This is a genomic window from Klebsiella sp. 2-CIP_Kleb. (genome assembly GCF_050378715.1).
GTDB lineage: Bacteria > Pseudomonadota > Gammaproteobacteria > Enterobacterales > Enterobacteriaceae > Klebsiella > Klebsiella quasipneumoniae.
In genome coordinates this window covers 1085007-1106829 of sequence record NZ_JBNRLG010000001.1, presented here as the reverse complement: position 1 = coordinate 1106829, position 21823 = coordinate 1085007, and the positions used below count along the sequence as shown (strand labels likewise).

Genomic DNA, 21823 nt, shown 5'->3' with positions numbered 1-21823 from the left:
GCATTGCGTCTGCTCTGAGACTACCGCGCGGCGGCCGTGGAGGAAAGTAGTTTGCCTGCTAAGCGGAGAACTGGTGCAAAAATAAGCGGCCGGAAAGGCGGGCGAAATCACACCCTTTACTAAACATTCTGGCAATTTGCCAGCCAGCTTATACTTTTAATTAAATCAACGGATAACAAAGAGGAGCACCTTTTAAGAATTGACGTAAATGGTTTACACTTAACATGTCTCCTTCTCTGGAATGGTGAGTTAAATGCGTCTACTTCTTGCAGTTTTATTTTGTTCTGTCATGTTGCCTTCTGCTTATGCTGAAAAACTGCCTGCGCCGACAGGAAAACCTGTACTGACCATTTCCGGGAAAATCGGAAATACGAACGTCGGTGACAAGGCGGTTTTTGATCTCGCGATGCTGGAAAAACTGGGCATGAAGACGGTGGAAACCACCACCCCCTGGTACACCGGGAAGGTCCGTTTTGATGGCATTCCCCTTAATAAACTCATGGATTTAGTCGGCGCTAAAGGCCAATCCGTCCGCGTGCTGGCGCTCAACGACTACACCACCCTTATCCCGATGGACGATTTTTATAAATTCCCGGTCATTATGGCGTTAAAAATGAACGGCGAATATATGCGCGTTCGGGATAAAGGCCCGTTATTTATCGTCTACCCTTACGACAGCAGTGCTGAATTACAGAACCAGATCTATTATTCCCGATCGGCCTGGCAAGTTTCTAAGATTATTATAGAGTAAGGGTTGGATCTTGAATCGAATACTCACGGCTATTATTTTGTCGTTGTTTATTGTTACTGGATATATTACTTATCTGGTGCATGAGCGACAAAGTGAGTTGCAAAAATTTACCCGCTATACGGACTCGTGGTCAATGTCGCAGATGGTATCGGAATATATGCGACTGGAGTCTCGTCTGGCGGGCATGGCGATTGGGGCCGAAGGGGCGGACCACGATGAGGTGCGCCTGCGCCTCGAGATCATGATGAGCCAGATCGAACTTCTGCAGCAGGGCGATCTGGGTCGCTTTATTAATAAAAGCGAACAGCGGAAGGCGGTGGTCGCCACGCTGATCCGCAATCTCCATTTGCTTGATAAACAAGTTGACACCATGACGCCGGCGCAGGTTAAAGCGATCCTGCCGGTGTTAAGCGAGCTGGATGGTCCTCTGACCTCAATGGCGGCCGCCACGCTGACGCAAGATATTAATATCGTTAATATCACCCATGATAAAATTCAGCATCTCTATTATATCTACTCGGTGATCTCCATTTTGCTGATCGCCATGTGTATTACCCTCGGGCTGCTGATGCTGCGGCAGAATAATAACCTGCGGCGCGCCCACGTTCATATGAAAACCCTGGCCAACGATCTGCAGGCCTCGAAAGAGAAGCTGCAGGTGCAGAACCGTCGTCTGCAGTACGATGCCTACCATGATTCGCTGACCGGTATGCCAAACCGTCTCTCTTTCTGGCAGCGTCTGCAGGAGATCGTCAATCAGGTGCGTCCCTATAACGGATGCGCCGTGGTGATGCTTTTTGACCTCGACAGCTTTAAGGATGTAAACGATACCCTCGGCCATGACGCCGGCGATAAGCTGCTGCAGGATCTGGCCAGCCGCCTCTCTTTTTTCCGTAAAACCTCTGAGACGCTGTATCGCCTCGGCGGCGATGAGTTCGCGATGCTCTCTTACGATCTGACCGAAGAGATGGCCCTCGAGCGGGCCAATGTTATCCGGGAGAAGATCAGCCAGCCCTATCAGATCTACGATGCGCAGATTAATATCGACGCCTGCATCGGGATCGTGATCTCTGATGGCGAAAGCCGGACCGATTATCTGTACAAGTGCGCCGACCTCGCGCTGTATGAGGCGAAAAAAGAGGGCAGCGGCCATGTACAAATCTTCCGGCCGGGGATGCTGCAGCGTCTGCAGGAGAATAAATCGTTTGAAGACGATCTGCTGCAGGCCCTGTCCCATGACGAATTCAAAGTCTACTACCAGCCGATCGCCGATACCGTCACGCGCGAAATCTACGGCTACGAAGCGCTGGTTCGCTGGTTCCATCCGGTGCGCGGCGCCGTGCCGCCGACGGTGTTTATCCCGGTGGCAGAGAAAATCGGCCTTATCAATGCCCTCGGCGAGTGGGTGCTGAAAACCGCCTGTGCCGAAGCGGCCAGCTGGGCGACGCCGCTCAAGGTCTCGGTCAACGTTTCGCCGATTCAGCTGATGAACACCTCGCTGACCGACACCATTATCAGCGTATTGCAGCAGACTGGCCTCGACCCGCGACGGTTGGATCTGGAGATCACCGAGTCGGACGTGTTCAATGAGAACACCCGTTCGCTGGAAATTCTCAGCCAGCTGCGAGAGCAGGGCATTCAAATCTCCATCGATGACTTCGGTACCGGCTATTCTTCGTTGTCACGTTTAAGCTACTTCCCGTTCGATAAAATCAAAATCGACCGCTCGTTTGTTATTAATATTCCGGAGCAAAAAGACGATCTGGATATCGTGCGCCTGATTATCAGCATGGGAAAGAGCCTGCATATGCGTATTGTGGCTGAAGGCGTGGAGACCGAAGAGCAGTTGGCCTCGCTACAGGCGCTGGGCTGCGACCTGGTGCAGGGCTATTTAATCGGCAAACCGAGTCCGCTGCGCTAATTTAAATGTAAACGGCTTAACATAATTATTGCGGGGCGATTTCAGGACACTGTAATCGCCTTTTTTATTTTATCAAAGCGTTAATCCCTGAGGGGTATAAAAAGGAGTAGAGGTAAAATTCACCAGCAAAATAATATCCTTCCCCTTTGAAAGAGGTATATGATATGCATCATATCGATTATTTCTGACCGTATCCTGTGCGACGGTAAAGTGAGGCGCAATCATGCAGCGAATTATTATTCCCACCCATTACGTTCATACCCGCAGCACGCCGCTGTGGACAAAGGAGACCGCGCCGGCCTCTATCTGGCGCCGCCATCTGGACGCTGGCACCCGCCAGGGGGTCTATCCCCGGCTGTCGGTGATGCAGGGGGCGATCCGCTATCTCGGCTATGCCGATGAGAGCAGCCCCGAGCCGGTTGAAACCCTGACCATTGAAGCCGGCCAGTTTGGCGTTTTTCCGCCGGAAAAATGGCACTGCATTGAGGCCCTGTCGGAGGACACGGTATTTAATGTCGACTTCTATGTTGATCCGAATATTCTTATCGAGGGCTAAAAGCATGAACAGTGAAAATAAAGGTTATACCTTAGCGGTAGAGAATGGCCGCCTTCAGCGGAAACAAGAAAAAATATTCCTCAAACCGATGGTATTGTATATTCCGCAGCAGGCGGTGGAGGCCGTTAATGGGCTGCTGAGCGATCTGCCGGACGACAATTTAGAGGGGGAGTTTGTGCTGACGGTCACCAATAACAATAACGGCGTCTCGGTCGATAAAAGCTTTTCCTCGCTGGCGGCGCTGCGCGATCCGCTCGCCGCGGCCGATGCAGTGAAGGAGCTGATCAATATCGTCCGCGGCTATGAGTCCGACGAAGAGACCAACGTTTGCGGCTGGTAAGGCCGCTATCCCGCTGCCGGCTGGCCGCTGTCGCCCGAGGCCATCTGCCCCACCAGCCACTCCCGCAGCGCGATAATATCCCCCCGCTGCGCTGCCGCCTCGGTGGTGACCAGGTAGTAGCTGGCGCCCGGTAACGCGCTGCTGAATGGCGCGGATAACACTCCGCGCTGCAGCAGATCCCGCGCCAGCAGTTCGCTGGCGATCACCGCCCCCTGGCCAGCCACCGCCGCCTGCAGGGCATGGGTTTCATCGCTAAATGTTAACCCCGCGTCAATATTCAGCGTCGGCGGTCCATAGCGGCGACGCCAGTTCTCCCAGCTCGGCGAATCCGCCGGTACGTGCCGGTTGGCGACGTGAAACAGTGTTACTTCCGCCAGATCGTCAGGCCGACTGAGGGCCAGCGTCGGGCTGGCGACCACGATAAAGCGATCCTCATGCAGCAGCGTACAGCACAGATCCGGCTCGGGCGTTTCGCGATAGCGAATCGCGGCGTCCACCGTGCCCAGATGCAGATCCACCCGTTCGACGCTGGTGTGCAGACGCAGGTCGATAGCCGGAAAGCGGGCGGTGAAGTCCGCCAGCCGTGGCACCAGCCAGTGGGTGAGAAAATTGGAGGTGGTGGTGACGGTTAAGGATGGCGGCTGGCGGGCCTGGGCAATCTGCACAACGGCCTGCTCCAGGGCGCTGAAGGCGCGCTGGGTGGCGGCGTAGAGGATCTCGCCGTCGGCGGTCAGGCTGACGCCCTGCGCGCTGCGCTCGCAGACCCGGCACTCCAGGACCGATTCCAGCAGTTTAATCTGATGGCTGACCGCCGTCGCGCTGACGCCGAGCGCCCCGGCGGCCAGTTTAAAACTACGCTGGCGGGCGACGGCGTGGAAGGCGCGCAGGGCGCCCAGCGGCGGCAGGCGGGGTGTTCTCATGGCTGAGTTTTTCTCATCTATGGCTGAAAACTATGCGTTTGTGTGTCCCTGTATATTGGCGATAGGCTACGGGCATGTAAAGACGATGGCATGAGTTATTTTCATGTCGTTTACAGTGTCAGGAGCTGAATATGCACGTTTTACACCACCATGCCGCCGCGGACGCGGCGGGAACCATCGACCCGCGCGGCCGCGCCATCGCTCTCAGCGTGCTCTTCGCCGCCGGGGCCTTGCTGTTAATCATGGCTCCCGTTATCGGGGCGAGCGGCACGCTGGGTCTGCTGGCGCTCCTGATCGCGGCCTTCGGCGCCGGATGGGGATTCGCGCGCGCGCAGCCCAGGCTCTATCGGGCGCCCCTGGCGGCAACGCGCTGGGCTTTCCTGCTGTCGGCGGCCGGCTGGCTGCTGGCGCTGGTGGCGTGGTATGGCGGCCAGGCCTGGCCGGCGCTGCTCCCCGGCGTGACGTTCGGCAGCGCGGGGGCGGCTGTCGCCTGGCGCGTTGCCGCGGGACGGGCGGCACTGTCGGGTAGCCGCGTCAGCGGCGCCACGGCGCTGAGCGTGGCTGTCGCCATCGCGGCGACGCTGCTGACCTGGCACACCGCCGGGGCAGGACGCGGCGGTGTGTGCTTTGCCTTCGCCGTGCTGCTGGACTGGGCGCTGCTCGGCGCGCTGATTGTGCGGATCCGCCAGCAGGAGAGTGCGGCGTAGCCGCTGGCGCTTGCTGGGCTTGAGCGAGCCGATCAAGCGAGACGGGATAAGTCGTCCGGCGGGGTGATAAATTTCTTCTACACTGTTACTGGCATCACATTCCTGCGCGGCTGGCATCTCAGCCGGCCGCCGTCGGCATTCAGCCCAGGCACGGGCCTGCAGGCTGGTTATCCTGAGAGAGGAGTCTGTAACATGGCATTTGTCACCACCCAAGACGGCGTCAATATTTACTTCAAAGACTGGGGTCCAAAGGAAGCTCAGCCGATTGTTTTCCATCACGGCTGGCCGTTAAGCGCCGACGACTGGGATAACCAGATGTTGTTTTTCCTTGCCGAAGGTTTTCGGGTCATCGCTATCGACCGCCGGGGCCATGGCCGCTCCGATCAGGTCAGCGAGGGGCATGATATGGACCATTATGCGGCAGACGTCTCGGCGGTAGTGGAGCATCTGGATCTGCACAATGCGGTCCATGTTGGACACTCTACCGGCGGTGGCCAGGTCGCCCGCTACGTGGCCCGCTACGGTCAGCCGCAGGGGCGGGTGGCGAAGGCGGTGCTCATCAGCGCCGTCCCGCCCCTGATGGTCAAGACCGAACAGAATCCTGGCGGCACGCCGATCGAGGTGTTTGACGGTTTCCGCAAAGCGCTGGCGGCTAACCGCGCCCAGTTCTATCTCGACGTCGCCTCTGGCCCGTTCTATGGCTTCAATCGTGACGGGGCGGAGGTGTCGCAGGGGACGATCCAGAACTGGTGGCGACAGGGTATGATCGGTAGCGCCAAAGCCCATTATGAAGGCATCAAGGCGTTTTCAGAAACCGACCAGACCGAAGATCTTAAGTCGATTACGCTGCCGGTGCTGGTTATGCAGGGGGATGACGATCAGGTGGTTCCCTATAAAAATGCCGCTATCCTGCAGGACCAGCTGCTGCCCAACAGCCAGCTGATCATTTATCCTGGCTTCCCGCACGGGATGCACACTTCTCACGCCGATACCATCAACGCCGACCTGCTGGCGTTTATCCGCGCCTGATCTTCCCTTTCGCCGGGCGGAAAGCCGTCAATGGCCTTCCGCCAGCGCCCTGGCCGCCAGTCGCCGGGGCGCGCCGGTTGACGAGCAGGGGAAATCTGCTTAACTCATGGGATACCTGACGACTATTTTTCCCCTGGCAGGATAAAACACCGGGTTTCCAGCGGGAATCCCGGTGGAATTCTGCGCAAGAGACAAGAGAGAGACAATGAAATTAGCCGGACTTCATCCCGACGAGCAGCGTCGCCTGCAATCGCTTCGCTCTTCCGGGCTGTTGAATAGCGGAAAAGAAGAACGCTTTGATCGCCTGACCAGGCTTGCCCGTTCGCTGTATAACCTGCCGGTGGCCTCCATCAGCCTGGTAGGGGAAGATCTGCTGCACATCAAATCCTGTGCCGGTCTGGATGTGGACACGGTGCCGAGAGATATTTCATTTTGCGCCCATACCATTTTGCAAACCGACCCGCTTATCGTTAACGACATGCAGCAGGACGAGCGTTTTCACGACAATCCGCTGGTGATTCAGGCGCCGTTTATCCGCTTTTACGCCGGGTACCCGGTTCAGCTGCCGGATGGCGCGACGGTGGGGTCTTTTTGTCTGATGGACCATCAGCCGCGTTCGTTCTCCGCGCATGAAATACAGATCTTAAGCGATCTGGCGGCGATCGTGGAGGATGAGTTCAAGGTGCTGGATGCGGCAACCTCCGATGAGCTGACGGGACTGTTTAACCGCCGGGGATTCCTCACCCTGGCCGAGTATGCCCTGCTGACGGCCCAGCGCCGCCATGAGCCGGTGAGCCTGGCGTTTGTCGACCTCGATCGCTTTAAGCATATCAACGATACCTGGGGGCATGAAGAGGGCGATCGCGCGCTGATCGCCATCGCCGATTTGATGAAAAGTGCCTTCCGTGAATCCGATATCCTCGCCAGGCAGGGAGGCGATGAGTTTATTATTCTGTTCGCCAATACCAGCCGCCACGATGCCGCGGCGGCAATGGAGACGCTCAGCCACAACGTAGCGCGTTTCAATCAACAGGCGGCTCACCCCTGGCAGCTGGCGTTCTCCTGGGGCTGCGTCGAGTACGATCCCGCCAGCCACCCCAGTCTCAACGCGCTGGTGGCCACCGCCGACCGCCTGATGTATCAGGCGAAGCAGAAACAGGGGCGTGAACGCCGTTAATCCTTTGCCGCGGCGGCATTGAGCAGGTACTGCTGCGCCTGCTGCCGCTTCTGTGCATAGTCACCGAGCAGCGCCTGCTGCGATTTCCCAGCGTTGTCGTAAAACAGGCCGCCTTCGTCGGCGATAAAGCGATAATGCTGTTCCAGCTGGCCTATCACCCAGTCGATACGTTGCAGGGTGAGCAAGGTGCAGGACTGGCCATGCAGGTCGTCTTCAATATCCAGCACATGGGAGCGGAAGGCTTCCAGGGCGAACAAGCGGCGCAGCGCGGCAGGGTCAGCCAGCGCCGTCTCCCAGCGCGTCGTTATCTGCTGAAAATGAGCCTGCACCTGCGGGGCTGCCCGCCGGGCGCGAAGCCAGACCAGCTTGCGCCGGTAGCTTTCGACGGCCAGCCGCTTCATCTCGCGATACTGCGCCAGCTGCTGTTCGGCATCGGGCACCCGGGTCATCAGCCAGCTAAAAAAGAAGCGGGTCTCAAAGCGCTCGACAAAGTGAAACAGGGGATCGGCCAGACCGTTGCTGTTGAATTCTCTCAGCGGGTCGAAGGGATACATATAGCCAAAATCGAACAGCCACAGCTGCTCCTCCCGGTCCACCAACAGGTTCCCGCTACAGAGATCCCACTCCATCAGCCCCTGCTCTTCGCAGGCTTCCAGCGTGGTGAACAGCTGGGCGATCAGCGGCGGGGTCAGCTGGTGAATCGGCTCGCCATCGATCCAGGGGGAGAGCAGGATGCCGAGGCGATAATCGGCATACAGCGTTGGGACGATGTGGGTGAAGCGCGGTGCGGTATTTGGGTCATCCTTCAGCCGTTGCAACGTCTGCCGGCGCTGTACCTCATTCAAAAACGACAGCTGGCCGTTAAGATTGGCAACGCCGGCGACGGCGCGTCGTTTCTTTAAATTATACTCCTTACCGGCGATGCGCAGCCGGTAAACCTCGCCGGTCAGACCCGAACCGTATACCTGCACCACATAGGGGGAATCCGGACCCAGCGCGGCGAGGGTCTCCGGCGGCAGTGGACAGTGGTTGACGTCGCCGACGATAAGCGGCTGACCGCTGCGGTCAAACGCCTGCTGCTGCTGTTGTCTGAGGTTCATGGCGCCTCCTTATAAGACATGGGACAGAGTGATTCATTCACGCTATCTCACCCGCAAGCGTCAGCAAAATCATCCTACCGCCGAGCGCTTTTTCAGGCTGAGCGGCGGCGTGTTCATGGAGGATACCTGGGGCGTAGGGCGGCGGTAGCGAAAGGCAAGCGTCTGAAACGCATACCTGTCGCCGTTGTCAATGAGGTGCTTGCCGGGCTGGATGCGATTCTGCGTTAAGGCCAGAGACGCAGAAAAGCAAAAAGCCTGCTCGAAAGCAGGCTTCTTAAATGTGGCTCCTCTGACTGGACTCGAACCAGTGACATACGGATTAACAGTCCGCCGTTCTACCGACTGAACTACAGAGGAATCGTGTGGAGTCGTATCTTAGCGGCGAAAAATCTTTTGTCAAACATCAATTCGCCCGTTCAGGTGCAACTGCCGCTTCCATCAACAATTTGTTGTCATTTCCGACAATTATTACGGAAAAATACTTTGCAGGATATCCATTTCTCGATCATCATTTGAAATGTTGTTTCAACATCTCTCACTAAGGTCTCTCTTGAACGTCACCTCCGCCGTACGCCAGGCCGTCGAACGGACATCCTGGTTTAAAAAACGTCAGCGTTATCGTGTGCTGTACTGGCGCGAAATCAGCCCCCTCGCTGTGCCCATTCTGCTGGAAAATGCCTGCGTATTGTTGATGGGGGTGTTGAGCACCTTCCTTGTCAGCTGGCTGGGAAAAGAGGCCATGGCCGGGGTGGGTCTGGCCGATAGCTTTAACATGGTGATCATGTCGTTCTTTGCCGCCATCGATCTGGGTACCACGGTGGTGGTGGCCTTTAGCCTCGGCAAGCGAGATCGGCGGCGAGCGAGAGCGGCCGCGCGCCAGTCGCTGGCCATTATGACCCTGTTTTCCATTGTGCTGGCGGGGGTGATCCACGCCTTTGGTCAGGAAATTATTAATTTTGTCGCCGGCGATGCCACCCCGCAGGTCAAGGACCTGGCGCTGACCTATCTCGAGCTGACGGTGCTGAGCTATCCGGCGGCGGCGATTGCGCTGATCGGCAGCGGGGCGCTGCGCGGGGCCGGTACCACTAAAATCCCGCTGTTGATCAACGGCGGGATGAACATCCTCAATATCCTAATCAGCAGCGTGCTCATCTATGGCCTCTTCTCATGGCCGGGGCTGGGCTTTGTCGGCGCCGGTCTCGGGCTGACCATTGCCCGCTATATTGGCGCCATCGCCACTATCTGGGTGCTGATGGTGGGCCTCAATCCCGCGCTGCGGCTGTCGCTGAAAGGCTACTTCAAACCCTTTAACTTCGCCATTATCTGGGAGGTGATGGGGATCGGCATCCCGGCCAGTATCGAATCGGTTCTGTTCAATGGCGGTAAGCTGCTGACCCAGATGTTCGTCGCCGGGATGGGCACCAACGTTATCGCCGGCAACTTCATTGCTTTTTCGGTGGCGTCGCTGATTAACCTGCCGGGCAACGCCCTCGGCTCCGCCTCGACGATCATCACCGGCAAGCGGTTGGGGAAAGGGCAGATTGGTCAGGCGGAATTCCAGGCCTGGCATGTGTTCTGGCTGTCGACCATTATTCTGACGCTGATTGCCTGGGGCAGCGCCCCGTTCGCGGGCTTTATCGCCTCTTTCTATACCCATGAAGAGGATGTAAAAGAGGTGGTGAAGCAGCTGCTGTGGCTCAACGCCCTGTTTATGCCGATCTGGTCGCTGTCGTGGACTTTACCCTGCGCCTTCAAAGGCGCCCGTGACGTACGCTATACCATGTGGGTGTCGATGCTCGGTATGTGGGGCTGCCGGGTGGTGGCGGGCTATACGCTGGGCATCGTGCTGGGGATGGGGGTGATCGGCGTCTGGTTAGGGATGGTGCTCGACTGGGCCGTGCGCGGCGTGCTGTTTTACTTCCGCATGGTGAGCGGTCGCTGGCTGTGGAAGTACCCGCGGGTTAAGGCCTCAACGCCGGAAACCTGATCCGTTTGCCGGATAAACGCCATTTTTTGCGCAAAGTGAGGAATAATTCGGCAAACGATTCATTTTATTAAAAACAGGCTTTACAGCGTCCGGCGTCATCGTTAATATTCGCCCCGTTCACACGATTCCTCTGTAGTTCAGTCGGTAGAACGGCGGACTGTTAATCCGTATGTCACTGGTTCGAGTCCAGTCAGAGGAGCCAAATTTAAAAAAGCCTGCTTTCGAGCAGGCTTTTTGCTTTTCTGTCTGCCTGTTTCCTTGCGGACGAAAAAACCGGAGTCACCGCCGGGACGTTTGTTTCGCCACCCGAGCGCTGACGCTCCCCAGCGGGGAACGCCAGCGTTTTCCTCTTTATTCCCACGTCACCGGTTAGCGGAACGGCGGTTCGTTGAAGGTGCGTAGCTTACGCGAGTGCATGTGATCCCCCTCGGCGCGCAGCAGGTCGATAGCCCGGATGCCGATCTGCAGATGCTCAGAGATGGCCCCCTCATAGAAGCGGTTGGCCTGACCGGGGAGCTTGATCTCACCGTGCAGCGGCTTGTCCGAGACGCAAAGCAGCGTGCCGTAGGGGACGCGAAAGCGATAGCCCTGGGCGGCGATGGTCGCACTCTCCATATCGATAGCCACCGCGCGGCTGAGGTTAAAGCGCAGCGCGGAAGCGGAATAGCGCAGCTCCCAGTTACGGTCGTCGGTGGTGACCACCGTCCCGGTACGCAGCCGCTGCTTCACCTCCTCGCCCGGCATCCCGCTCACCTGCTTGGTGGCGTCGTACAGGGCGCGCTGCACTTCGGCAATGCTGGGGATTGGAATATCCGGCGGCAGCACCGCATCCAGTACATGGTCGTCGCGCAGATAGGCGTGGGCCAGCACATAGTCGCCGATAGCCTGGCTTTCGCGCAGGCCGCCGCAGTGGCCGATCATCAGCCAGACATCCGGGCGCAGCACCGCCAGGTGGTCGCAGATGGTTTTGGCGTTGGCCGGGCCGACGCCAATATTAATCAGCGTGATCCCTTTGCCGTCGTGGGTGATCAAATGCCAGGCCGGCATCTGGTGCTTCTTCCACGCCAGATCGGAAATGGCCTGCTCCGGCGCTTCGGTTTCGGCGGTGATCCAGATCCCGCCGGCGCAGGAGAGAGCGATATAGGGGCTGTCGGGATCGAGGATCTGGCTGCAGCCCCAGCTGACGAACTCATCCACGTAGCGGGTATAGTTGGTGAACAGCACGTAGGGCTGGAAGTGTTCCGCCGGCGTGCCGGTATAGTGCCGCAGACGCGCCAGCGAAAAATCGACGCGGCGGGCGTCAAAGTGCGACAGCGGATAGAACTCGGTAGGATGGAACAGGCCGTCTGCGGTCTCATCGCCAATCTGCGACAGCTCGGTGGTAGGGAAATAGCGCGTCAGACCGGCGCTCATCGAGCGGTCGAGTGTCAGGGTGGAACCATCTATCACGTAAGGATAGGGGATCTCATGCTGCGACAGCTCGACGCTGATATGCGCGCCATAGTCCTGATACAGCAGCGTCAGCTGTTCCAGCAAATAGTGGCGGAACAGTTTCGGATTGGTGATGGTGGTGGTATAGCACCCTGCATGGGTGAAACGTCCCCAGGCGCGCGTTTTGAGGGCTTTATGATCGGCGCCGTCCCAGGAGACCGAGAGCTGCGGATAGACAAAAAGACCTTCCGCGCGGGCTTCGGTATCGGGGAGCGTATTATGGTCGATATAGTCGCCGATGGCTTTGCGTAATGCCGTGACCGAGGCTTCATAGCGCGCTTCCAGCTCGGCAAGCGCTTGTTCCGGGGTCAGACTGGCGGCCTTGTTATTCATGATTCGCTCCTTGTTTCAGGTCTGCTGACATTCCCGATAGTATGTCACAGCGTGAAAAGGGCGAAGGGGAATTTATCTGTCAGATGCGAAGAGACCCAGATCATCTCTGGCAAAGGGGTCGGACCCGATTTATTTGCCGGCGTTTGCCCAGCGCTCACTGCTATAATGGGTTGCTTTGAGGATCTTCAACGTCTGTGTCGGGTTATTATTCAGACAATAACGCGCATCGGCCAGCGGAGTAAGTTTATCGCCTTCCTGCAGGTGAAGGCGACAGGCTTCAATTTCAGCAATCATCGCTAATGTACCGCTCTGAAGCACGACGCAGCAGGGGCTGGTCATTGAATTTTTTCTCACTTTTTTTACCCACCACTCCATCTATATCTTCCTGTCCTGATCACATTCCTGCCGATAATTCATGTTTCCTGAAGGCCTGACAATAAGATTATCCCCTTGGTTTATACAGTGTTTAAAAATAGGCGACCTAACGTTGATCTCAGCGGTAGGCTTTTTTTCGCTGAACATGAATGATCTGCCGGGTTTAATTTGCCGGAGCCGATGGCTATGCTGAGAAGCAGACAGTGAAAATAGCCTGTCAGGAATAGGGCAGCTGAGTTCGGCTATGCGAAAAATAATAGAGAGAGCGTCATGAAGCATGTTTTACGCCACTGGCGAACGTCAGGCGCCGTTATTGGCTCACTGTTAAAAAAAGGGATCGTTGCGGTGCTGGCGCTGCTGGTGGTTTTTCTCGCCGGACGGATCTATGAGTCCCAGCGCGGCCCCGCGCTGCATTCCTGGCATACCTGGCATGGCAACGAGATGACGGCCAAAGAGATCGACCAGGCGACCTTTGCCCAGTATCTGGCGCGGGAGAAAACGATTTTCGCCGATCTTCAGCGTGAGGTGACAGAGGCCTTGCCGGAAGAAGATAAAACCCCAGTCAACCGCTTTTATCGCCACAGCCGGGTCTGGCCGGGACAGTTTACGCAGGACTGGAATCGCTCTTTTGTACTATTGCCGCAGGGCAAACCGCGCGGCAGCGTGGTGCTGCTCCATGGCCTGACCGATTCGCCCTACAGCGTGCGCTATCTGGCGCAACTCTGGCGGCAGCGGGGCTATGTGGCGGTGGCGCCGCGTTTGCCGGGCCATGGCACCGCGCCGGGGGCGTTAACCGCCGTTGACTGGGAGACCTGGCTGGCGGCAACGCGTCTGGCGGTGCGCGAAGCGACGCGGCTGGCAGGGGCGGACGTGCCGCTGCATCTGGTCGGCTACTCTAACGGCGGCGCGCTGGCGCTCAAGTATGCCCTCGATAGCCTGGAGGACAGCCATTTACGCCAGCCGCAGCAGATTATCCTACTGTCGCCGATGATCGGCGTGACGGCGTTTGCCCGTTTTGCCGGTCTCGCCGGGCTGCCGTCCATCTTCCCGGCGTTTGCCCGTGCGGCCTGGCTAAACGTGGCGCCTGAATTTAACCCGTTCAAGTACAACTCTTTTCCGGTAAAAGCGGCGAGACAGTCCTGGCTGTTAAGCCAGGCGCTGCAGCAGCAGATTATTCGCGCGTCCCGTCAGGGGGAGCTGAAAGCGCTGCCGCCAATCCTCACCTTTCAGTCGGTGATGGATTCCACCGTCAGCACCCGGGCGGTGGTGGAGTCCCTGTATCGCTACCTGCCGGACAACGGCAGTGAGCTGGTGGTGTTCGACATAAACCAGGCGGCGGATCTCCGGGTCCTGTTCCGTCCCGCGCTCTATGCGGCGGTGAATACGCTGCTACCGCCGGCGCCGAGGGCCTATACCACCACGGTGGTGACCAACGCGACGGCGCATACGCTGCAGACCGTCGCCCGCACTACGCTGGCGCAGGAACGGGAAGAGCATCGTTATCCTCTACACCTTGCCTGGCCGGCGGATATGTACTCCCTGTCGCATGTGGCGGTGCCGTTTCCCCTGAGCGACTCGCTGTATGGCCGCGAGCCGGACGAGAAGAACCGCTACGGCATTAGCCTGGGCACCATTTCACTGCGTGGAGAAACCGGAACGTTGAGCGTGGGGCTGGAGACGTTAATGCGCGTCACCTCTAATCCTTTCTTTCCGTGGATGCTGGCGCGCGTCGATGAGCATATCGCCTGCGGCGAACAGGCGGCGGTAGTGGCCTGCCTGAAGGCGCAGGCCAGCGCGCAGGCGTTAAAAGAGGCTCAGGTGCAGGACGGTGCGCAGCAGAATGCCGACGATCGCCGCGGGAACCACGAAGCGAAACAGGCGGACAAACCGTGAGCTGATGCCGAGGAAAATACCGATTCCGGGCAGATCGAAGGTCTGGATCAGCAGGCCTGCCGAGGCGTTGACCTGGCTGACGGTGACTTTGCCCTGCTGGATCAGCTCGGAAATGACGCCAAAGTAAGCGGTGCCTCCGGCGACGCACTTCACCAGCGCCGGCAGCACAAAGTTCTGCGGAATGTGCAGCCAGCCGAGCACCGGTTTCAGCAGCTGCTGCAGCAGGTCGATGGCGCCAGCGCCCTGAAGCAGTCCGACGATGGTTAACGACAGGATCAGCATCGGCACCGCGCCGAGCGCCAGGCGGATGGCGTCGGAGCCGGCGCTATTGATCACCGCCAGAATGCCCTGACTGTTCTGCTCGGCGTTGGGCAGCGCTTCCGCGCGAGGATTCTCGGCGACCGATAAGCGCCGTCCGGTGACGTGCCAGGCGACTGCCGCCGCGCACAGGCCGCCGACAACTGAGATAACGATCGAGGCCAGCCAGTGGAGGCCGAAAGGGGTGAGGGGATAGAAGACGTTGCCTTGCCCCATGGCGAAGACCATGGCCAGCGTGGCGGCCATTTGCCGGTCAGAAACGCCACGTTTGTCCATAATGGACAGCGTGGCCAGCGGGGCGGCGAAGCTGACAAAGTTAATCTGGATCAGGGCGAAGGCGCTCATCCCGGTTAAGCCGAAGGGCTTCAGCAATGGCGCAACCCAGCGCACAATCACATCGAGGATGCCGCGGATCTCCAGATATTTCATGATAATCAGCATGATCACCATGATCGGCAACAGCGTATACAGCGCGACGTCAACGGACGATTTGCCCGCCGCCATAATGATGCTTATGACATCCATTTACGTTCTTTACCACTCGCAAAGCCATTCGTTCGCGTCATCATAATCCCGTGGGGAAGGAAATGATATGTCAGGATCGCCCGGGGGACCGGCGCCATAGGGCGCCGGGAGGAGAGAATTACTGGCCGATGTTGACCAGCGTGCGGCCATGAATATTGTTGCTGAGGAAATCTGCGGCATACGCAGGCGCCTGCTCCAGCGTGATTTCGGTGGCTGCCTGCTGGTAGTAGCCCTCCGGCAGCAGCTGGGCCAGACGCTGCCAGACCGCGTCGCGTTCTGCGGTGGGCACCATCACCGAATCCACCCCCTGCAGACGCACATTGCGCAGAATAAACGGCATTACGGTGGTCGGCAGATCGAAGCCCCCGGCCAGACCGCAGGCGGCGACGCAGCCGCGATATTGCGTTTGCGCCAGCACTTTAGCCAGCATCGTGCCGCCAACGGTATCCACCGCGCCCGCCCACAGCTGTTTCTCCAGCGGGCGGGTCTCTGCGAAGTCGCTGCGTGGCAGGATGGCGTCGGCGCCGAGCTGGCGAAGGTAATCGTGCGTCGACTCGCGGCCCGATACGGCTGTCACCCGGTAGCCGAGCGCTTTCAGCAGTACCACGGCGGTGCTGCCGACCCCGCCGCTGGCGCCGGTGACCAGGATATCACCGCTTTCCGGGGTGATGCCCGCACTGACGAGGGCATCGACGCACAGCATTGCGGTAAAGCCGGCGGTGCCGATGATCATCGCCTGGCGCGCGCTGAGTGCCTCCGGCAGGGCAACCAGCCAGTCGCCTTTGACACAGGCCTCGGTGGCCAGACCGCCCCAGTGGTTTTCGCCCACGCCCCAGCCGGTGAGGATCACGGCCTGGCCGGGAACAAAGCGCGGATCGCGGCTTTCACTTACCCTGCCGGCAAAATCAATCCCCGGCACCATCGGGAACTGGCGGATGATTTTGCCTTTGCCGGTGATCGCCAGGGCATCTTTATAGTTGAGACTCGACCAGTCGATGGCGACCCGCACGTCGCCTTCGGCAAGGGCGGGCAGGTCAATCGCTTTGACGGCGGCCACGGTGCGGTTGTCAATCTGGTCCAGAACTAATGCTTTCATGACTGAGTATTCCTCGTCTGAAGGGAGTTATCGGCGCTATCGCCGTCCTGTGCAGGTGTTATTGTCATCATATTGTGCGCAAAGAAATCCCAGTACTGGTTAAGGGGAGCGGCGGACTGGACCAGCCTGGCGCGCATCACCGCGCCTTCCCAGCCGATCCAGAACACCTGGGCCAGCGCCTCCGGTGAGGTGTCGCTGGCAATCGCCCCGGCAGCCTGCGCCTCGTGCAGGCAGCGGGCCACGCGCTCCTCCCATGCCGCCAGGATGGCCTGCAACCGCTGGGTAAATGCCTCGGGCAACAGCGGAGCTTCCTGCAGCAGGTTGCCTACCAGACAGCCGCGACGAAACTGGTATTTCTCCATTCCCTGACCGGCATCTCGCACGAAGGCCGCCATCCGTTCCAGCGGCGGCACGGCGTCGTCCAGCAGGAATTTATCTAATTTATGCGCAAAGTAGTCGCCATAGGCGGCAAGCACGGCGAGGCCAAAGGCCTCCTTGCTTTTGAAACAGTGGTAAAACGACCCCTTTGGCACGGCGATATTCTTGATTACCGCATCAATCCCCGCCGCGAGATAGCCCGTTTCGGTCAGCACCTCCAGGCCCGAGCGAATCAGCGCCTGGCGGGTGTCGACAAACTGCCGATTGGCCTTTGGCGGTCGGCCGCGGCGGGGCTTCAGGTTGGCGGAGATAGCGGGATTCATCATTTAGACCGTGTGGTTTAATTGTTTGTCAGGGTACCCCCAATCCTGGTATGGGGCAAGCAATGTATGGCAGCGAAGGGCGGGATTTCGAGGCATTCGGCTTATGAAGGCGACGCGGATTATCCATAATGGCTAATGCATAGATATCGGCCGTTACGACAGAGAATATCAATCCGCTGAGGCTATTCCGCTGACCATATATCTCTCTGGTCGCCACGGAATGATAAGGATGAATGGTAGAGATTATATGGCCGGGCTGACGATGATTTGCAGACCATAGCGGATTGACAATGCCGGCATGATAAAACACATTGTCCCCCCTGAACGGGCGCCGGTTGCCACCTCAGTTTAAATAAACACGCCGCCAGACAGGAAAGCCTGTCCTTTATTATCGGCGTCTGGATAAATAACCCGCCGCTGAAACCACACCTGCGAAAAAGGAATAACAGCCTGATGTACAGAATGAATATTGCCGTCAAAGGAGGGGAGGAATGTCGCTAATCGCTATTGTGCTGGTCTTTATCATGGCCATCGTGGTGACGGTGTTCATTTCCCATCTTCTGCCCGTTAAAGTGCCGCTGCCGTTGATCCAGATTGCGGCGGGCGCCGCGCTGGCCGCCGGTGGTTTTCAGGTCGATTTCGATCCGCATATCTTTTTGCTGTTGTTTATCCCGCCGCTGCTTTTCCTCGATGGCTGGCGGATCCCGAAAGACGCGTTTTTCCGCGATATGAAGCCGATTCTGTCGCTGGCGATAGGCCTGGTGATGGTGACTATCCTCGGTATTGGCCTGTTTATTCACTGGCTTATTCCGGCGATTACCGTGGCGGCGGGGTTCGCCCTGGCGGCGATTCTGTCACCTACCGATCCGGTGGCGGTATCGGCAATGACCGCCAGCTCGCCGCTGCCTTCCCGGATGGCGCATATCCTCGAAGGGGAGTCGCTGTTAAACGATGCTTCGGGTCTCGTCGCTTTTAATTTTGCCATCGCCGCGGTGCTGACCGGCAGCTTCTCACCGGGAGAGGCGGTGATGAAGTTTTTCCTGATGGCGTTCGGGGGCATCCTCAGTGGGCTCGTGGTGGTGTGGGTCACCGGCAAATGTAATAACTTTCTGGTGCGGCGCACCCGCGAGGAGCCGGCCATCCAGATCCTGATCAGCCTGCTTATCCCCTTCGCCGCCTACCTGCTGGCCGAGGCGTTCCATGTCTCCGGCATTCTTGCCGCCGTCGCCGCCGGCATTGCGATGCACTATGAGCAGCTGTCGGGGCCACGGCTTCCCGCGACGCGCATGAAAAGCAGCGCGGTGTGGTCCATGCTGCAGACTACCCTCAATGGGATGATCTTCCTGATGCTGGGCGAGCAGTTGCCCCGCATGCTCAGGACGTTGCCGGCGGTAGCCAGCCAGGCCGGCGTCCCTTCGCCCTGGTATCTGCTGCTGTACGCCGTGGCCATCACTCTCGCGCTCGGTCTGATGCGTTTCGCCTGGGTATGGCTGTCGATGACGCTGACCATTTTTCGCCGTAAACGCCGGGGCAAGGCCATCACCGTCCGTCCGCGATTCAGCATCCTCGCCGTCATGGCGCTGGCGGGGGTTAAAGGCTCCGTGACGCTCGCCGGTATTCTGACGCTGCCGGCGGTGCTGGCGGATGGTTCACCATTCCCGGGCCGCGAACTGCTGATCTTTCTCTCAATGGCGGTGATCCTGATGTCGCTGGTGGTGGCGGCTATCGGTCTGCCGTTCATGACCCGCTATCTTGCCGATGATTTACCCCATGACACCGGCAAGGACGATATTGGCGCCGTCATGACCGAAGTGGCCATCAACCGGCTAAATGCGCTACTCGACGAGCCGGTGGAGGATCCCACTGAGCAGGCCCTGCGGGCGGATGCCGGTAATATGCTACTGGAAACCTACCAGCGTCGGCTTCACTATAACGACAATGACGAAGGGCAGGACGTCGGGCTGGAGCTGGCGAAGCGCGCCAGGCTGGAGAAACATATGCAAAGAGAGGTCATTATCGCCCAGCGTCAGGAGCTGTTCCGGCTGCGTCGCGCCCACAACATTAGCGATATCACCTTTTATGAGGTGCTGCGGGAGATAGACCTGAAGGAAGAGAGTTTGCGCTAGGGGCGCCATTGCTGGAGGGGGATCCTTCGCCCTCCGGCCGCGCAGCTGGCGCGGAAAAGCAAAAAGCCTGCTCGAAAGCAGGCTTTTTTAAATTTGGCTCCTCTGACTGGACTCGAACCAGTGACATACGGATTAACAGTCCGCCGTTCTACCGACTGAACTACAGAGGAATCGTGTGAACGGGGCGCATATTAACGATGCCACCCGGCCTTGTCAAAGCCTGATTCAAAGAATTGCGTTCGACTGCTGACAATTTCAGCAACCCTCACTCGTGCGCTGTTTTTTTCAGCAGATTGCACCGTTGTAGTGCGAATGTACCCCTAATGGGGCATACCACAATCTGCTTACCAGGCAAATAAAAACCGGATTGCTATCACTATCCCTTATAACACCGCCTGTGGCGGGCAGCGGCAGCGGAAATGAAAAGCTGGCAAGCAAATTGCAAAACCAGTTTCATCATACTTCCAGCGTTGACGCTGGCGTTCCTTACAGGAGGCAAAATGAACTTAAGACGACTGAAATATTTTGTGAAAATCGTCGATATCGGCAGTCTGACCCAGGCCGCTGAAGTCTTGCACATCGCCCAACCGGCCCTCAGCCAGCAGGTTGCGACCCTGGAAGGTGAAATGGACCAGCAGCTGCTGATACGCACTAAGCGAGGGGTCACGCCAACGGAAGCCGGTAAAATCCTGTATACCCATGCGCGGACCATCCTGCGCCAGTGTGAGCAGGCGCAGCTGGCGGTCAATAACGTCGGTCAGACGCTGCGTGGCCAGGTCTCGATCGGCCTGGCACCGGGCACGGCGGCCTCCGCCATTACTATGCCGTTGCTGCAGACGGTGCGTAATGAACTGCCCGAGGTGATGGTCTATCTGCAAGAGAGCAGCGGCACGGCGCTGAATGACAAGCTGCTGGCGGGCCAGCTGGATATGGCGGTGCTGTATGAGCGTTCGCCGGTGGCCGGCATCGTCAGCCAGCCGCTGCTGAAAGAAGATCTCTACCTGGTCGGTACCCGCGATTGCCCGGGGCAGAGCGTGGACCTCACGGCGGTGGCGGAGATGAACCTGTTTCTGCCGCGCGACTACAGCGCGGTACGGGCGCGGGTCACCGAAGCGTTCACCCTGCGTCGGCTGTCGGCGAAAATTATCGGCGAGATTGAATCCATTACCACCCTGACCGCGGCCATCGCCAGCGGCATGGGGGCGACGGTCCTGCCGGAATCCGCTGCCCGCTCCCTGTGCGGCGCGGCGAACGGCTGGATGGCGCGGATTAGCACGCCGTCAATGAGCCTGTCGCTGTCGCTGAACATGTCGGCGCGCGGCGGTTTGTCGCCGCAGGCGCAGGCGGTGAAGGAGATCCTGCTGTCTCTGGTGAGCCGTCCATCGCTGGAGAACCGCGAACTGCAGCTGGTGAGTTAGGCTATATTCTCTTAAGGAATAAGTTGCTGGTTTTTATTATTTGTTACCCGGGACAACAGACTTTAACAATAGCAGATACGTTAAGTCCATTGGCCCGGAGGAAAGGGTGAACTTCCAGCAACTGAAAATTATCCGTGAGGCGGCCCGTCAGGATTACAACCTGACGGAAGTCGCGAATATGCTCTATACCTCGCAGTCAGGCGTCAGCCGCCATATCCGGGAACTGGAAGAGGAGCTGGGGATTGAGATCTTTATTCGTCGCGGCAAACGCCTGTTAGGCATGACCGAGCCGGGTAAAGCGCTGTTATCCATTGCCGAGCGGATCCTCAATGAAGCCAGCAACGTCCGGCGGCTGGCGGATCTCTTTACTAATGATGCCTCCGGCGTCTTAACCATCGCCACCACTCACACCCAGGCGCGCTACAGCCTGCCCCCGGTGATTAAAGCCTTCCGCGAGCTGTTCTCCGACGTTCGCGTCGAGCTGGTGCAGGGCACCCCGCAGGAAATTGAAGCGCTGCTGCATAACGGTGGGGCGGATATCGGCATCGCCAGTGAGCGTCTGAGCAACGACCCGACGCTGGCGGCTTTCCCCTGGTTCCGCTGGCATCACAGCCTGCTGGTACCCAAAGACCATCCCCTGACCCAGGTGTCTCCTCTGACGCTGGAGGCGATTGCCCGCTGGCCGTTAATCACCTATCGCCAGGGGATCACCGGCCGTTCGCGGATCGATGAGGCCTTCAACCGTAAAGGGCTGATGCCGGATATTGTGCTGAGCGCCCAGGATTCCGATGTCATCAAGACCTACGTCGAGCTGGGGCTGGGCGTCGGGCTGGTCGCCGAGCAGTCCGGGGATGCCCGCGAAGCGGACACCTTTACGCGCCTCGATACCCGCCATCTGTTTGATGCCAATACCGTGTGGCTGGGACTGAAGCGGGGCCAGCTGCAGCGTAATTACGTCTGGCGCTTTATCGAATTGTGCAATGCCGGACTGTCGCTGGATGAGATCAAGCGCCAGGCGATGGAGCCGGAAGAGGCCGCTATCGACTATCAGATTTAAGG

At 58.5% G+C, this 21823-nt stretch carries 19 protein-coding genes, 3 tRNA genes and 2 pseudogenes; 14 read left to right on the top strand and 10 right to left on the bottom strand.

The features are described 5' to 3' along the window. Window positions 1–253 precede the first annotated feature (253 nt). Entirely contained in the window at window positions 254–751 is a 498-nt protein-coding gene (locus ACQUTP_RS05540) for a molybdopterin-dependent oxidoreductase (RefSeq protein ID WP_017899688.1), read from the top strand. A 10-nt stretch (window positions 752–761) separates the two neighbouring features. Next, window positions 762–2672, top strand: coding sequence for a putative bifunctional diguanylate cyclase/phosphodiesterase (locus ACQUTP_RS05535; RefSeq protein ID WP_032425933.1), 1911 nt, complete (start codon window positions 762–764; stop codon window positions 2670–2672). Here ACQUTP_RS05535 and ACQUTP_RS05530 read toward each other — a convergent pair. Then, window positions 2643–2897: pseudogene (locus ACQUTP_RS05530) on the bottom strand (hypothetical protein). The gene ACQUTP_RS05535 and the pseudogene ACQUTP_RS05530 sit on opposite strands and share 30 nt — an antisense overlap. On the opposite strand from ACQUTP_RS05530, the gene ACQUTP_RS05525 reads away from it, so the two are divergent. Both ACQUTP_RS05525 and ACQUTP_RS05520 read left to right on the top strand, forming a co-directional pair. Then, window positions 2896–3228 carry a DUF1971 domain-containing protein gene (locus tag ACQUTP_RS05525; protein WP_004203524.1) on the top strand — a complete coding sequence of 111 codons (333 nt, stop codon included), beginning with the start codon at window positions 2896–2898 and terminating at the stop codon, window positions 3226–3228. The pseudogene ACQUTP_RS05530 and the gene ACQUTP_RS05525 sit on opposite strands and share 2 nt — an antisense overlap. 4 nt (window positions 3229–3232) lie before the next feature. After that, the gene (locus tag ACQUTP_RS05520; RefSeq protein ID WP_004203520.1) at window positions 3233–3568 is read left to right on the top strand and encodes a DUF1869 domain-containing protein; all 336 of its coding nucleotides are present in this window, start codon (window positions 3233–3235) and stop codon (window positions 3566–3568) included. Window positions 3569–3573: 5 nt separating this feature from the next. Here ACQUTP_RS05520 and ACQUTP_RS05515 read toward each other — a convergent pair whose 3' ends face one another. Beyond that, the gene (locus tag ACQUTP_RS05515) at window positions 3574–4488 is read right to left on the bottom strand and encodes a LysR substrate-binding domain-containing protein (RefSeq protein ID WP_004203519.1); all 915 of its coding nucleotides are present in this window, start codon (window positions 4486–4488) and stop codon (window positions 3574–3576) included. Between the two features lie 131 nt (window positions 4489–4619). Between ACQUTP_RS05515 and ACQUTP_RS05510 the strand changes: the two genes are divergently transcribed. The 3 genes from ACQUTP_RS05510 to ACQUTP_RS05500 all read left to right on the top strand — a co-directional run bounded on the left by ACQUTP_RS05510 (window position 4620) and on the right by ACQUTP_RS05500 (window position 7401). Then, window positions 4620–5195, top strand: a complete 576-nt coding sequence (locus ACQUTP_RS05510) for a hypothetical protein (protein ID WP_032456345.1) — start codon at window positions 4620–4622, stop codon at window positions 5193–5195. A gap of 192 nt (window positions 5196–5387) precedes the next feature. Beyond that, complete coding sequence (locus tag ACQUTP_RS05505) at window positions 5388–6224, top strand: alpha/beta fold hydrolase (protein WP_004203515.1); 837 nt, start codon at window positions 5388–5390, stop codon at window positions 6222–6224. 205 nt (window positions 6225–6429) lie between these two features. Further along, on the top strand, window positions 6430–7401 hold the full coding sequence (locus tag ACQUTP_RS05500; protein WP_004203513.1) for a sensor domain-containing diguanylate cyclase: 972 nt from the start codon (window positions 6430–6432) through the stop codon (window positions 7399–7401). Here ACQUTP_RS05500 and ACQUTP_RS05495 read toward each other — a convergent pair. Then, entirely contained in the window at window positions 7398–8501 is a 1104-nt protein-coding gene (locus ACQUTP_RS05495; RefSeq protein ID WP_285209986.1) for an AarF/UbiB family protein, read from the bottom strand. The two genes, ACQUTP_RS05500 and ACQUTP_RS05495, sit on opposite strands and share 4 nt — an antisense overlap. A gap of 281 nt (window positions 8502–8782) precedes the next feature. After that, a tRNA-Asn gene (locus tag ACQUTP_RS05490) sits at window positions 8783–8858 on the bottom strand. Window positions 8859–8863: 5 nt separating this feature from the next. Here ACQUTP_RS05490 and ACQUTP_RS05485 point away from each other — a divergent pair. The 3 genes from ACQUTP_RS05485 to ACQUTP_RS05475 all read left to right on the top strand — a co-directional run bounded on the left by ACQUTP_RS05485 (window position 8864) and on the right by ACQUTP_RS05475 (window position 10690). Next, entirely contained in the window at window positions 8864–9043 is a 180-nt protein-coding gene (locus tag ACQUTP_RS05485) for a DUF5951 family protein (RefSeq protein ID WP_219619312.1), read from the top strand. 8 nt (window positions 9044–9051) lie between these two features. Then, window positions 9052–10488, top strand: coding sequence for an EmmdR/YeeO family multidrug/toxin efflux MATE transporter (locus ACQUTP_RS05480; protein WP_004203508.1), 1437 nt, complete (start codon window positions 9052–9054; stop codon window positions 10486–10488). A gap of 126 nt (window positions 10489–10614) precedes the next feature. After that, a tRNA-Asn gene (locus ACQUTP_RS05475) sits at window positions 10615–10690 on the top strand. A gap of 167 nt (window positions 10691–10857) precedes the next feature. Here ACQUTP_RS05475 and ACQUTP_RS05470 read toward each other — a convergent pair. Further along, window positions 10858–12312, bottom strand: a complete 1455-nt coding sequence (locus ACQUTP_RS05470; protein ID WP_004203506.1) for an AMP nucleosidase — start codon at window positions 12310–12312, stop codon at window positions 10858–10860. Between the two features lie 129 nt (window positions 12313–12441). Beyond that, a complete protein-coding gene (pmrD, locus tag ACQUTP_RS05465; protein ID WP_004203504.1) occupies window positions 12442–12687 on the bottom strand; it encodes a signal transduction protein PmrD in 246 nt (81 codons plus the stop codon). Between the two features lie 270 nt (window positions 12688–12957). Here pmrD and ACQUTP_RS05460 point away from each other — a divergent pair, with 270 nt between their 5' ends. Then, window positions 12958–14580: an alpha/beta hydrolase gene (locus ACQUTP_RS05460; protein ID WP_428902353.1), complete on the top strand. Its 1623-nt coding sequence runs from the start codon at window positions 12958–12960 to the stop codon at window positions 14578–14580. On the opposite strand, the gene ACQUTP_RS05455 is transcribed toward ACQUTP_RS05460, so the two are convergent. From ACQUTP_RS05455 to ACQUTP_RS05445, 3 genes and pseudogenes are all read right to left on the bottom strand, one after another. After that, a complete protein-coding gene (locus tag ACQUTP_RS05455) occupies window positions 14491–15423 on the bottom strand; it encodes a nucleoside recognition domain-containing protein (protein WP_285755010.1) in 933 nt (310 codons plus the stop codon). The genes ACQUTP_RS05460 and ACQUTP_RS05455 overlap by 90 nt on opposite strands. A gap of 118 nt (window positions 15424–15541) precedes the next feature. After that, entirely contained in the window at window positions 15542–16456 is a 915-nt protein-coding gene (locus ACQUTP_RS05450; protein WP_223171745.1) for an MDR family oxidoreductase, read from the bottom strand. Beyond that, a pseudogene (locus ACQUTP_RS05445) lies at window positions 16395–17220 on the bottom strand (TetR/AcrR family transcriptional regulator). The gene ACQUTP_RS05450 and the pseudogene ACQUTP_RS05445 overlap by 62 nt, the downstream one beginning before the upstream one ends. Window positions 17221–17711: 491 nt before the next feature. On the opposite strand from ACQUTP_RS05445, the gene ACQUTP_RS05440 reads away from it, so the two are divergent. After that, window positions 17712–19346, top strand: coding sequence for a Na+/H+ antiporter (locus tag ACQUTP_RS05440; protein ID WP_053810173.1), 1635 nt, complete (start codon window positions 17712–17714; stop codon window positions 19344–19346). Window positions 19347–19440: 94 nt separating this feature from the next. On the opposite strand, the gene ACQUTP_RS05435 is transcribed toward ACQUTP_RS05440, so the two are convergent. Continuing rightward, a tRNA-Asn gene (locus ACQUTP_RS05435) sits at window positions 19441–19516 on the bottom strand. Window positions 19517–19846: 330 nt separating this feature from the next. On the opposite strand from ACQUTP_RS05435, the gene nac reads away from it, so the two are divergent. Both nac and cbl read left to right on the top strand, forming a co-directional pair. Then, a complete protein-coding gene (gene nac, locus ACQUTP_RS05430) occupies window positions 19847–20764 on the top strand; it encodes a nitrogen assimilation transcriptional regulator NAC (protein ID WP_004203498.1) in 918 nt (305 codons plus the stop codon). A gap of 106 nt (window positions 20765–20870) precedes the next feature. Further along, a complete protein-coding gene (gene cbl, locus ACQUTP_RS05425; RefSeq protein ID WP_004180456.1) occupies window positions 20871–21821 on the top strand; it encodes an HTH-type transcriptional regulator Cbl in 951 nt (316 codons plus the stop codon). Window positions 21822–21823 lie beyond the last annotated feature (2 nt).